This window comes from Gordonia namibiensis NBRC 108229 (genome assembly GCF_000298235.1).
Classification (GTDB): Bacteria; Actinomycetota; Actinomycetes; order Mycobacteriales; family Mycobacteriaceae; genus Gordonia; species Gordonia namibiensis.
In genome coordinates, this window is sequence record NZ_BAHE01000006.1 from 207262 (window position 1) to 219515 (window position 12254).

At 68.0% G+C, this 12254-nt stretch carries 13 protein-coding genes; 8 read left to right on the plus strand and 5 right to left on the minus strand.

The window, feature by feature from the left end; genetic code table 11:
- Window positions 1–11: 11 nt before the first annotated feature.
- Window positions 12–500, minus strand: coding sequence for a CarD family transcriptional regulator (locus GONAM_RS03215; RefSeq protein WP_006358497.1), 489 nt, complete (start codon window positions 498–500; stop codon window positions 12–14).
- Window positions 501–823: 323 nt separating this feature from the next.
- Here GONAM_RS03215 and GONAM_RS03220 point away from each other — a divergent pair, with 323 nt between their 5' ends.
- Window positions 824–1534, plus strand: a complete 711-nt coding sequence (locus GONAM_RS03220) for a copper chaperone PCu(A)C domain-containing protein (RefSeq protein WP_006865339.1) — start codon at window positions 824–826, stop codon at window positions 1532–1534.
- Window positions 1535–1618: 84 nt separating this feature from the next.
- Window positions 1619–2998 carry a DNA repair protein RadA gene (gene radA, locus GONAM_RS03225; RefSeq protein ID WP_006865340.1) on the plus strand — a complete coding sequence of 460 codons (1380 nt, stop codon included), beginning with the start codon at window positions 1619–1621 and terminating at the stop codon, window positions 2996–2998.
- A gap of 7 nt (window positions 2999–3005) precedes the next feature.
- On the opposite strand, the gene GONAM_RS03230 is transcribed toward radA, so the two are convergent.
- On the minus strand, window positions 3006–3536 hold the full coding sequence (locus GONAM_RS03230) for a PaaI family thioesterase (protein ID WP_006865341.1): 531 nt from the start codon (window positions 3534–3536) through the stop codon (window positions 3006–3008).
- 104 nt (window positions 3537–3640) lie between these two features.
- Here GONAM_RS03230 and disA point away from each other — a divergent pair, with 104 nt between their 5' ends.
- Complete coding sequence (gene disA, locus GONAM_RS03235; RefSeq protein ID WP_006865342.1) at window positions 3641–4726, plus strand: DNA integrity scanning diadenylate cyclase DisA; 1086 nt, start codon at window positions 3641–3643, stop codon at window positions 4724–4726.
- Window positions 4727–4802: 76 nt separating this feature from the next.
- Here disA and GONAM_RS03240 read toward each other — a convergent pair whose 3' ends face one another.
- Together GONAM_RS03240 and GONAM_RS03245 are read right to left on the minus strand one after the other, a co-directional pair.
- Window positions 4803–5570: a hypothetical protein gene (locus GONAM_RS03240; RefSeq protein WP_006865343.1), complete on the minus strand. Its 768-nt coding sequence runs from the start codon at window positions 5568–5570 to the stop codon at window positions 4803–4805.
- Window positions 5571–5693: 123 nt separating this feature from the next.
- Window positions 5694–6344: a carbonic anhydrase gene (locus tag GONAM_RS03245; protein ID WP_040535214.1), complete on the minus strand. Its 651-nt coding sequence runs from the start codon at window positions 6342–6344 to the stop codon at window positions 5694–5696.
- Here GONAM_RS03245 and GONAM_RS03250 point away from each other — a divergent pair.
- Together GONAM_RS03250 and GONAM_RS03255 are read left to right on the plus strand one after the other, a co-directional pair.
- Complete coding sequence (locus GONAM_RS03250) at window positions 6343–7236, plus strand: iron-sulfur binding domain-containing protein (protein WP_040535216.1); 894 nt, start codon at window positions 6343–6345, stop codon at window positions 7234–7236. The two genes, GONAM_RS03245 and GONAM_RS03250, sit on opposite strands and share 2 nt — an antisense overlap.
- 166 nt (window positions 7237–7402) lie before the next feature.
- Entirely contained in the window at window positions 7403–8389 is a 987-nt protein-coding gene (locus GONAM_RS03255; RefSeq protein WP_006865346.1) for a hypothetical protein, read from the plus strand.
- A gap of 50 nt (window positions 8390–8439) precedes the next feature.
- On the opposite strand, the gene GONAM_RS03260 is transcribed toward GONAM_RS03255, so the two are convergent.
- On the minus strand, window positions 8440–9276 hold the full coding sequence (locus GONAM_RS03260) for an alpha/beta fold hydrolase (RefSeq protein ID WP_006865347.1): 837 nt from the start codon (window positions 9274–9276) through the stop codon (window positions 8440–8442).
- A gap of 83 nt (window positions 9277–9359) precedes the next feature.
- Between GONAM_RS03260 and GONAM_RS03265 the strand changes: the two genes are divergently transcribed.
- The 3 genes from GONAM_RS03265 to GONAM_RS03275 all read left to right on the plus strand — a co-directional run bounded on the left by GONAM_RS03265 (window position 9360) and on the right by GONAM_RS03275 (window position 11991).
- Window positions 9360–9668 (plus strand): antibiotic biosynthesis monooxygenase family protein, encoded by a 309-nt coding sequence (locus tag GONAM_RS03265; protein WP_006865348.1) that lies wholly within the window; start codon window positions 9360–9362, stop codon window positions 9666–9668.
- A gap of 52 nt (window positions 9669–9720) precedes the next feature.
- Entirely contained in the window at window positions 9721–10356 is a 636-nt protein-coding gene (locus tag GONAM_RS03270; RefSeq protein ID WP_006865349.1) for an LON peptidase substrate-binding domain-containing protein, read from the plus strand.
- Window positions 10357–10491: 135 nt separating this feature from the next.
- A complete protein-coding gene (locus GONAM_RS03275) occupies window positions 10492–11991 on the plus strand; it encodes an aldehyde dehydrogenase (protein WP_006865350.1) in 1500 nt (499 codons plus the stop codon).
- Window positions 11992–12254: the final 263 nt, after the last annotated feature.

Consider the following 12254-nt stretch of genomic DNA (forward strand, 5'->3'; position numbering starts at 1 on the left):
ACGAACCGATGTCAGGAAGCGGCCGCGAGGACCTCGTCCAGGATGATGGTGGCCTTCTCGTCATCGGTGTTCTGCGCGAGTGACAGTTCGTCCACGAGGACCCGGCGGGCCCGGGTCAGCATGCGCTTCTCTCCGGCCGAGAGTCCACGATCCTGCTCGCGACGCCAGAGGTCGCGCACGATCTCGGCGACCTTGATGATGTCGCCGGAGATGAGCTTCTCCTGGTTTGCCTTGAATCGCCGCGCCCAGTTGGTCGGCTCTTCGGTGTGCGGGGCCCGCAGCACCTGGAATACCTGGTCGAGACCCTCTTGCCCGACCACGTCGCGGACGCCCACGTATTCCAACTTCGTCGAGGGAATCTGAACGGTCATGTCACCGTCGGCAACCTTGAGAACAAGGTATTCGATCTGCTCACCCTTGATGGTCCGGGTAACGATGTCTTCGACCCGAGCAGCACCGTGATGGGGGTAAACGACGGTGTCGCCAACTTTGAAATTCAATGTTCCTTGCCCCTTTCGAGTGAACCCAGTCTAGCACGGGCGTTCCGAGGGCCCCACCCAACGGTGCAGGTCAACGCGGTGAACCGGTTCCAGTGCCGCCTCTTCCGAGGTGACGGGGGGTGCCGTAGCAGCGTGTTCGGCGTCACGCAACACCACTCGGACGAGGCCCTCCGAGGCCCCTCCTCCGACGCCCGGAACATGCCCTCGCAGACACGAATCGGGCACCCGGGCGGACTTTTCCGGACGGCGCCCACTACGCTGCGTAGTGCAGGGTTTCGCGCGCTGCAATTCGACTTCGTTTGACCTGGGAGGATCGGGTGTCAGTGCTTCCACTATCCGCACGGCGGTCGGCGGTTCGGCCATCTCGTCTGGCCACCGCAGCAGCCACGATCGGCATCGCCGTTGCCCTGGGCACCACCGGTTGCGGTGCGGGGCAGATCTCGCAGACCGCCAACCAGCTGCCCGCGGTCAACGGCGCCAACGTCAACATCGACGCGCTGCAGCTGCGGGACGTGCAGATCCTCTACCCGGAGAAGGACGCACCGACCGTCTTCGGCAACGGCGGCCCCTTCGAGCTCGCGTTCGTCGTCGCCAACGCCGACCAGACCGCCTACTACCGGCTGAAGGAGATCAAGCCCGAGAAGGGTTCGGTCGAGTTCGTCGAGGGCAGTGACTCCGCGGCTCGCGTCATCGCGCCGGGGCAGGCCCTCAGCAGCGGTACGCCCGTCGGTTCCGTCCGCGACAGCGAGAAGACGGTCACCGCCGAACTGACCGGCGCGGGCGACACCGTCGCCGCCGGTCTGACCACCGATTTGACCTTCGTCTTCGAGAAGCGCGAGAGCAACGGCTCGTGGGTCCCGGCCGGTGAGACCACCGTGCAGACCCCGGTCGACGCCGGTGCCGATCTCGAGCGTCAGGACGTCGCCCGCAACGCGGAGCCGACGTTCTACAACCAGCACCACGGCGAGGGCGACCACGGCGAGTCCGAGGGCGGCGCCTCCGAAGCCGGACACGAAGAGGGCGGCGGGCACTGACCCCTCCCTTCGAGACACGCAGACGAGGCCTGGCAACCGCCGGGCCTCGTCTGTTCTGTCAGTACACCCGCATAGGCTGACCGGGTGGCAAAACCCAAATCGTCGTATCGCTGCACCGGATGCGGCCATCAGGTCGCCAAATGGGTCGGACGCTGCCCCGAATGCGGTGAATGGGGATCGATCGACGAGGTCGCCGGCGCACCCACGTCCTCCCGGACCACCGCCGCGGTGGCACCGTCGAGCCCGGCCCTGCGTATCACGGAGGTCGATGCGGAGTCGTCGGCAGCGGTGCCGACGGGCATCGGCGAACTCGACCGTGTCCTCGGGCGCGGCGTCGTCCCGGGATCGGTCATCCTGCTCGCCGGCGAGCCCGGCGTCGGCAAGTCGACTCTGCTCCTCGAGACCGTCAAGCACTGGGCGGCCAAGGATCGCGTCGCGCTGTACATCACCGGCGAGGAATCGGCCGGCCAGGTACGCATGCGCGCCGAACGCACCGGCGCGGTGCACCCCAACGTCTACCTGGCCGCAGAGACCGATCTCGCGACCATTCTCGGCCACGTCGACACCGTGCGACCGTCACTGATGATCATCGACTCGGTGCAGACCGTGGTCGCGTCCGGCGCCGACGGCGTCACCGGCGGCGTGACCCAGATCCGCGCCGTCACCACCGCGCTGGTCTCGCTGGCCAAGAACCGGGGCATCGCGGTGATCCTCGTCGGCCACGTGACCAAGGAAGGCGCTGTCGCGGGCCCTCGCTCGCTCGAGCACCTCGTCGACGTCGTCCTCGCCTTCGAAGGCGACAAGCATTCCACGCTGCGGATGGTCCGGGGCGTGAAGAACCGTTTCGGCGCCGCCGACGAGGTGGGCTGTTTCGAACAGCGCGACGACGGCATCCACCAGGTACCCGATCCGTCGGGAATCTTCTTGCACCAACGGAATTCGGATGTCAGCGGCAGCGTCACGATGGTGACGATGGACGGCAAACGGGCGCTCGTCGGCGAGGTCCAGGCGCTGGCCAACGGGACCGAGATGTCCAACCCCCGTCGTGCCGTGTCCGGTCTCGACTTCAACCGGGTGGCGATGGTCCTCGCCGTCCTGCAGGCGCGCGCCGGCCGCAAGGAGCTGGGCAAGTCGGAGGTCTACCTGTCGACGGTCGGCGGGATGCGCGTGACCGAACCCGCCGCCGACCTCGCCATCGCGCTCTCGGTCTATTCGACCCTCACCCAGCGGCCGGTCCCCCAGTCGACCGTCGTCATCGGCGAGGTCGGGCTCGGCGGCGAGATCCGCCGGGTCTCGGCGGTCGCACGACGCCTGGCCGAGGCCAAGCGACTCGGCTTCCGCGAGGCGATCATCCCGGCGGCCACCGACGAGGAACTGCCGAAGGGGATTCGCATCCTCCGGGTCGCCGATCTCGGCGACGCCGTCCACCTTCGCGACTCCGACCCGGTGGACGCGCCGTTCTGAGCCCGCGTCAGAGCTGCGGTTTGCCGCCCAGGTACTCCGCCGCCTTCGCGCTGTTCTCGATGTGGTCGGCGAAGTGCTCCCGGACGTCGATCTGGACGAACAATCCGTTCGCTCGGGCCACCGGGCGCTCCGGATCACCGAGGTGCGCAACACCTTCGACGTAGATCTTGCGTCGCTGCTTGCCGAGGATCTCGGCATGTAGGTGCAGCGTCCTGCCCACCGGGATGGGCTGCATGAAATCGACCTGGAGGTGCACGGTCACCGCCGCCGGGCCGATCAGCCGCGGCGTCATACCCATGACGTCGTCGAACGCGCTGGACAGGATGCCGCCGTGGATCACGCCGGGCCCGCCCTCCATCCAGTGCTCGACGGGCATCTCCGCGTCGACGCTGAAACCCTCGCCCGCATAGATCTGGAGGTGTAGGCCGTGGGGGGATTCCGGCCCGCAACCGAAGCACACCATGTTGTGCGGGCGCATGAGTTCGCCAGGTGCGGAGGTCTTCGGGTGGCGCTCCAGCACGTCGAGCTCCTCGGGCACCACAAAACTGCTGCTCTTCACATCCCGGTACCCTAGTCACCGTTGTGACGACCTGCTTCGACGGGCGTCGTCCGCCCGGGGATGTCCCGGGCCGAAGGGGAGACATGGTTGCCGAAGTGGTGAAGTCCGAGCTCACGCGTGAGACGTTGGCGCGCGTCGCGCCGGGCACCCCGCTGCGCGACGGCCTCGAGCGGATCCTGCGCGGCGGTACCGGCGCCCTGATCGTGCTCGGGCACGACTCCGACGTCGAGAAGATCTGCGACGGCGGTTTCCACCTCGACGTCGAGTTCGCCCCCACGCGGCTGCGCGAGCTCGCCAAGATGGACGGTGCGGTGGTCCTGTCCACCGACGGCAAGCGCATCGTGCGCGCCAACGTCCAGCTCGTGCCGGACCCGTCGATCCCCACCGAGGAATCGGGCACCCGGCACCGCAACGCCGAGCGCACCGCGATCCAGACCGGCCATCCGGTCATCTCGGTCAGTGCCTCGATGTCGATCGTCAGCGTCTACGTCGACGGCGCTCGTCGCGTCGTCGAGAGCCCCGACCCCATCCTGTCGCGCGCGAACGTCGCCCTGGCGACTCTGGAGCGCTACAAGGCACGCCTGGACGAGGTCATCGCGGCACTGTCGCGCGCCGAGATCGAGGACTACGTGCTGCTGCGCGACGCCATGTCGACCGCACAGCGCATGGAGATGGTGCGCCGGGTGTCGGTGGAGATCGAGGAGTACGTCCTCGAACTGGGCACCAACGGCCGGCAGGTGAGCCTGCAGCTCGAGGAGCTCATCAGCGACAACGACACGATGCGTGAACTCCTCGTCCGCGACTACTACGCCAGCCCCGAACCGGCCACCGCCGAGGACGTGCGGCAGGCGCTCGAGGTGATCGAGGGACTCAGCGACGCCGACCTCCTCGACCTCACCCAGCTCGCCGGCGCGTTCGGCTACCCGACGACGATCGACGCCCAGGACAACGCCATGAGTCCGCGCGGCTACCGCCTGCTCGCACGTATCTCACGTCTGCAGTTCGCGCACGTGGACCGCTTGGTCCGCAGCTTCGGCACCCTGCAGGCGCTGCTCGCCAGCACCTCCGCCGACCTGCAGGCGGTGGAGGGCATCGGCAGCATCTGGGCGCGGCACATCCGCGAGGGCCTGTCGCGGCTCGCGGAGACCAGCATCGAGCGATACGACTAGAGCCCCGACGAATCGGGGCTCCAGACGATCAGGTTCTACGGCGATCAGGTTCTACGGCGATCAGGTTCTACGGCGATCAGGGTTCCTGCGCCGGCGCGACCACGTTGAAGGTGATCGGGAACGACTCGCGCTCACCGATCTTGCCGATCGCCGAGTAGGAACCGGCAGGGACCTGGGTCCGCGGGCGCTCACAGCCGGGGCTGCTCGTGGTGCCCGACCAGGTGATCGTGTCCTTGACCTGCTGTGCGGGCTTGAGGACCACGTTGTTCACGGTGTCGATCGGCGAACAATCCCGCGCCGACCACAGCGTGCGCGACCCGTCGAGCGTCCGCACGATCACGTTCTGGGCGGCCTTGCCCACGTCGCGGGTGCAGTCGGACAAGCCGGCGTTCGTGGTGACGATCGTGAACACCGGCTGCTGACCGACCGTGTACGTCGGCTTGTCGGTGTAGAGGACCACCGAGATCGCCTGATCCGGGCACAGGTTGGGGCCTGCAGGGCCACCGGGCACGCCTGCGGGGCTTGCCGATTCCGGGGGTGACGCCGACGCGGACGCTCCACCCGGGGCTCCCGCACCGGCGGGAGCATTGCCGCCCGGACCACCACCTGCACCGGCGTTGCCGGCGGCGGGCGGCTCGGACGACGGGGGCGCCGACTCAGACAACGGCGCCGCACTGCTGGGAACCGACGAGGTCGCCGCGGTGTTCTGCGGCGCGTCCCCACCGGACGTCATCCAGACGATGAGAGCCACGACCAACCCCACCACGACCAGCGCGCCACCCCCGGCGACGACGCGTCGTCGCCAGTAGATCTCGGGTGGCAGCGGGCCCTGGGGTTCGATCACGCCCACAACGCTAACGGCCGGATCTTGACTTCCGGTTGATCACGTGCGGCGTGTCGCGACCGAAAAGCGGCCCCGAGCAGGCAAAGTCTAGAGTTCGCCTTCAGGCTCGGGGCCGGTTGCGGCTCAGGCGGTCTCGGCCTGTGCGGAACGCGACGGCTTCTCGCCGATGTCGCCGTAGACGGATTCCAGGTTGACCCGGCCATCGCTGAGCTTGTAGGTCAGGCCGACGATCGCGAGCTTCCCGGTGGCGATGCGGTCGGCGATGATGCGGCTGCGCTGCATCAGAAGACGACCGGTCTCCACGACGTGACGCGCCTCGAACTCGTCGACACGCGAGAGCCCTTCGCTGCGTCCGGCGAGGATGGACGGCGTCACACGCTCGACGACGTCGCGGATGTAGCCACCCGGGATCTGCAGGTCGTCGAGGGCGTCGAGGGTCGCCTTGACCGCGCCGCAGCTGTCATGGCCGAGAAGCACGATCAGCGGGACCTCGAGCACCTCGACGGCATACTCGAGCGAGCCGAGAACGGCCGAATCGATGACGTGGCCCGCGGTTCGGACGACGAACATGTCGCCGAGCCCCTGGTCGAAGATGATCTCGGCGGCCAGACGAGAGTCCGCGCAGCCGAACAGCACCACGTGGGGATGCTGCCCTCCGACGAGACGCTCGCGGTCCTCGATACCCTGACTGGGATGTTGGGACTCGCCAGTGACGAATCGGTCGTTGCCGTCGCGCAGAACGCGCCAGGCCTGACGTGGTGTCATTCCGATCATGATCAATAGTGTGCCACCAGGCGCTTTGCTCGGTTGGTTCGATACCCATGAACGCGACCTGCCCTGGCGGGATCCGTCGTGCACCGGGTGGCAGATCCTCATCAGCGAGATCATGCTCCAGCAGACTCCGGTGTCCCGGGTGCTGGAACCGTGGCGGGCGTGGGTCGAGCGCTGGCCGGTGCCGTCGGCGATGGCCGTCGAGTCCGCGGGCGAGGTCCTGCGCGCCTGGGGCAAACTCGGCTACCCACGCCGAGCCCTCCGTCTCCACGAATGCTCCAAGGTCCTCGCGCGCGACCACGACGACCGCGTACCCGAAGACGTCGCGACCATGCTGACCCTGCCCGGCATCGGCGACTACACCGCACGGGCGGTCGCCTGCTTCGCCTACGGCCAAGCGGTTCCCGTCGTCGACACCAACGTTCGTCGCGTCATCGCGCGGGCGGTCCACGGCCGGGAGCAGCCGGGCAACCCCTCGCGACGGGACCTCGACGATGCCGAGGTACTCCTCCCCCGCGCCGCCGACGCCGGCTACGCGCCCGACGCGCCGAGGTTCTCCGCCGCGCTCATGGAATTGGGCGCACTGGTGTGCACGGCCCGAAACCCCAAGTGCGACAACTGCCCTCTCGTGGACTGCACGTGGGTACGACTCGGCCGCCCCGCACACACCGGCCCGCCGCGGAAGACCCAGAAGTTCGCCGGCACCGACCGCCAGGTCCGCGGCCTCCTTCTCGACGTACTGCGCGGCACCACCGGTTCGGTGGAACGTGCGAAGCTCGACGTGGTGTGGACGAGCGACACCGCCCAACGCGACCGTGCCCTCGACTCACTGCTCGTCGACGGACTCGTGGAGATCACCACCGACGGGCGCTATTGTCTTGCGGGCGAGGGTTGAAGCCGTCGGACAACCAGCGTCACCGCAGGTCGCGGAATCTCTTGCACGTTCTGCGAGACAACTCGCCCACCGGGACACATAATTCGTGCCAAGGTCGATGACCAGTCATTTGATCGTTCGGGCATAGTCTCCCGCTGGACCCGGATCGTTGCTAATGTCCCGATCCATGAGTCAGCCGCCGTATCCTCCTGTCCCGCCGTCGGACCCGAATCAGCCGGGTGGACAACCCGGGCAGCAGCCGCCCCAGTACGGGCAGCAGCCACCGCCCCCGCCCCAGTACGGCCAACAGCCGCCGCAGTACGGGCAGCCCGACTACGGACAGCAGCCGCCGCAGTACGGCCAGCAGCCCGATTACGGCCAGCCGCAGTACGGACAGGCACCGCCTCCGCCGCCCCCGGGTGCACCGCAGTACGGCAGCGCGGGCGCGTACCCCGGCGCTCCCGGCGCCCCGGGCACCAAGGTCGATGTGGGCGAGGCGTTCTCCTGGGCCTTCAACAAGTTCAAGAACAATGTCGGCGCCATGATCCTGCCGGGCCTCGCGGTGTTCTTGCTCGGCGCTGCCCTCATCGCGGTGGGGTTCTCCGCAGTGGCGATCTTCGGTACCACCGAGAGGGTCGACTACGGGAACGGTTTCTACTACGAGGAGACGTCGCTGGGCTTCGGAGGCTCGATCCTCTTCGGCCTGGTGTACCTCGTCTTCATCCTGGGCCTGCTGTACATCCAGGCGAGCATCATCTCGGGCGCGGTCCGCGTCGCGAACGGTGAACCGGTGACCGCGAAGTCGTTCCTGACCCCGATCCGTTTCGGGCCGGTCGTCGGAACCGCCATCCTGGTCGGCATCATCACCGGAATCGGCTACGCGCTTTGTATCATCCCGGGTCTCGTCGCGATGTTCTTCCTGATGTTCTCGGTGGTCGCGACCATCGACAAGGGGCTCTCGCCGATCAACGCGATGAAGACGTCGTTCGAGTTGACGAAGTCGAAGGTCGGCGACTCGCTGATCGCACTGCTGGTCACCTACGCGATCAACCTCGTGGGCGTACTCGTCTGCTACGTCGGACTGATCGTGGCAGCGCCGGTCGCCCAGCTGTTCCTGGTGCACTGCTGGCGTCGACTCAACGGCGCACCGATCGCACCCGCCGATCCCGCCTGATCTCGATCCATCCTTTCGGGGCGCGCACGAGACATCGTGTGCGCCCCGATCTATTTCTGCGAGCTGTCGAGGCCGGACAGAAACGCTTCCACCGCACCGCGATAGACGTGTGGCGCGTCGTCGTGGACGAGGTGCCCGGCCCCCTCGACGCGTAGATACTGCGCATGCTCGTTGACCTCGCACATGCGGCGCATCTGCCCGGGCGGCGTGACCGTGTACTCGGCTTCGATGACCAGCGACGGCACCGCGACCTCTTCCCACTCCGACCAGAAGTCGCGGATACCCCACTCGTCGGCGATCGCGCCCCACAACGGAATCCGGCCGTGGAGCCGCCCGTCGTCGAACGCCTCGTAGAAGTACCGCCCGGCCACCGGACCGAACATCGCGACCGCCTCGTCGACGGATTCGAAGCGCTCGGGCCAGGACTCGAACCAGGGCGTCCAGTTGGTGGTGGTCCGCCCGCGGAAGTCGGGTGCCATGTCCTCGAGTACGAGCGCCGCCACGAGTTCCGGATAGGCGGCGGCGGTGCACCAGGCGTGCAGTGCCCCCATCGAGTGCCCGACGAGGACTGCCGGTCCGCGGTCGATCCAGGTGAGGATCTCGGCGAGGTCGGCGACGAATCGTTCGGTGGCGAGTTCTGTTGCGCTGTCCGGCTCCTCGACGTCGGCGCCGGTGTGGAAGGCCGCGTCGTAGGTGAACACCCGGCCGTACCGGCGCAGCCATGGCACCTGTCGCCGCCACGTGCGCCCACGCCCCATCAACCCGTGCAGCAGGACGATCGGCCGTGTCATCGTGCCCTCGTCGAGCAGGCCGCGGGCGTCGTCGACGATCGCCGGCCCCCCGTGGTCGCGGAACCCGATCTCGCCGATCGCGTGGGTGTCGAACATGGCCGAAACTGTATCCGCCCTAACGATCCTTCGGGGTCGGGCAACACCGTCACGACCGCACTCGCAACGCCTATGGTGGACGCATGGCTGTTGTGAAGATCAATGCAATCACCGTTCCCGAGGGCGCCGGACCCGAGCTGGAGAAGCGGTTCGCCAACCGCGCCCACTCGGTCGACGGCTCCAAGGGATTCCTCGGGTTCCAGCTGCTGCGTCCGGTCAAGGGCGACGACCGCTACTTCGTCGTGACGCAGTGGGAGTCCGAGGAGGACTTCCAGGCGTGGGCTTCCGGCCCGGCGAAGGAAGCGCACGCCGGGGAGCGGGCCAAGCCGGTTGCCTCGGGTGCCGATCTGCTCGAGTTCGAGGTCGTGCTCGACGCGCGGCCCAGGGCCTGACGGAGCAACCCTGAGCCCGTTCATCCCGGCCGGCGAGCAGCTCGTCTCGCCGATGTTCCCCCTCGGCACCGCCCTGCTGCCAGGTGGCGAGTTGCCGCTGCGAGTCTTCGAGCCGCGTTACCGGCAGATGGTCGGCGACCTCATGGAGGAGTCCGACGGAAGACCGGTCGTGCGTTTCGGGGTGGTGCTGATCGCCCGGGGTTCCGAGGTCGGGGGCGGCGAGGTCCGTTGCGACGCGGGCACGATGGTGCTCGCCGACGTCACCGACCGACTCCCGGATGGCCGGGCATTACTGGCCGGCACCGGCACCTCTCGATTCCGGGTCGTCGAATGGCTGCCCGACGATCCCTATCCCCGTGCCCGGGTCGAGGTACTCGCCGAACCGGAGCCCGCCGAGGCCGACCTCGAGCGGCTGCACTCGATCGACCAGCGGCTGCGCGTCGTCATGCGCCAGACCCTCGAGGCCGCCGGCAAGGACGTCGACACGATCTTCGCCGCCCTCGACATCATCGACGCCGATCCCCTGATGGCGGACGTGTCGCCGATCTACCGCTGGGCCAACCGACTCCAGGTCGAGCCGCATGATCAGCAACGCCTCCTCGAGGCCGCCGACCCGGCCGGACAGCTCGACGTGCTCGAGGATGTCATGGAAGGACTGGAGGCCCGAGCGGCCTTCGGCCGGGGCTGATTCACCGCCGCCCCTGGCGGCGAAGTTAGAACGTGTTCTAGTATTGCGTGTGCCGTAGTTCACACTTGCCCGCGTGCGGATGAAAAATCCGCCGCTGACCGGCAAGGACCCGTCCTCCTGAGGAGCACACGCGTAATGACCGAGACCGTGGAGTCCCACACCGCAACCGTCACCGGCGGCGGGGATCAACCCCAGTTGCTCATCGGCGGCCGATGGGTCGACCCCCATTCCAGTGAGACCCTCGAGGTCTTCTCCCCCGCCACCGGGGAACGTGTCGGTTCGGTGCCGCACGCCGACGCCACCGACGTCGACACCGCGGTCAAGGCCGCACGCGCCGCCTTCGACTCCGGAGTGTGGAGCTCGACGCCCCCGGCTCAGCGCGCCGACATCATCGCCAAGGTCGCCGACCTGATCGACGAGCGCGGCGACGAGATCACCGCACTGGTCTCGGCCGAGATGGGCGCGCCGCCGAGCGCCATCGCCACCCTGCAGCAGCTGCCCGGCACCGGCGTCCTGCGCGCCTACGCCAACGCCGCCCGCGACTACCAGTGGGAGGAGTACCGGACCGGCCTGTTCGGGACCACCCGCATCACCCGCGAGCCGGTCGGCGTCGTCGGCGCGATCTGCGCCTGGAACGTCCCGCTGTTCATCACCTGCAACAAGATGGGCGCCGCGCTCGCCGCAGGCTGCTCGGTGGTGCTCAAGCCTGCCCCGGAGACCCCGCTCACCGGTAACTACGTGGCTCAGCTGTTCATCGAGGCCGGCGTGCCCGCCGAGGCGATCTCGGTGGTCACCGGCGGCACCGAGACCGGCCAGGCCCTCGTCGCCCATCCCGACGTCGACAAGATCACCTTCACCGGGTCGACCGCCGCGGGCAAGGCCATCGGCGCCGCCTGCGCCGAGACCCTCAAGCGCTGCTCGCTCGAGCTGGGCGGCAAGTCGGCGGCCATCGTCCTCGACGACGTCGACATCGCCGCGAACGCCTTCATGCTGACGTTCCTCGGCCTGTTCAACACCGGCCAGGCCTGCGTCGCGCAGACCCGAATCCTGGTGCCGCGCAGCCGTCAGGACGAGATCGTCGCGGCGATGGTCGACGCGGCGAAGGCCATGAAGGTCGGCCTGCCGTCGGACCCCGAGGCCCAGCTCGGCCCGCTGATCACCGAGAAGCAGCGCCAGAAGGTCGAGGAGTACATCGAACTCGGCAAGAAGGCCGGTGCCACACCGGCTCTCGAGAGCGAACGTCCTGCCGGCCTCGACTCGGGTTACTTCCTCACCCCGACCATCTTCACCGGCGTCACCAACGACATGGCCATCGCCCAGGAGGAGATCTTCGGACCCGTCCTGTCGGTCATCGCCTACGACGACGTCGACGAGGCCATCGCCATCGCCAACGACTCCAATTACGGACTCGCCGGCACGGTGTGGACCAACGACGTCGAACGCGGCATCGAGATCTCCACCAAGATCCGCACGGGCACCTTCGGGATCAACTGGTACGCAATCGATCCCGAGTCCCCCTTCGGCGGATACAAGAATTCCGGCATCGGCCGCGAGAACGGCCGCGAAGGCCTGGAGTCCTTCCTCGAGCACAAGTCGACGATGCTGCCGATGGGCTACGAGGTCTCCAGCAACTAGACCCTCACCTCTCACAGGGGAAATCCGGGGCCGGACGCCAAGCGTCCGGCCCCGATTCCCTTGTGGCGCCCCACCGATGCCTGAGGTGCGAGGAGCGATAGCGACGAGCCACGAAGGCCTGGCGAGATGACGTCGCCGGCCCTTCGTGGCTCGCTTCGCTCGCACCTCAGGGAACGGGTGGGCACCTTCGCTCGCACCTCAGCGAACGGGTGGGCACCTTCGCTCGCACCTCAGCGAACGGGTGGGCACCTTCGCTCGCACCT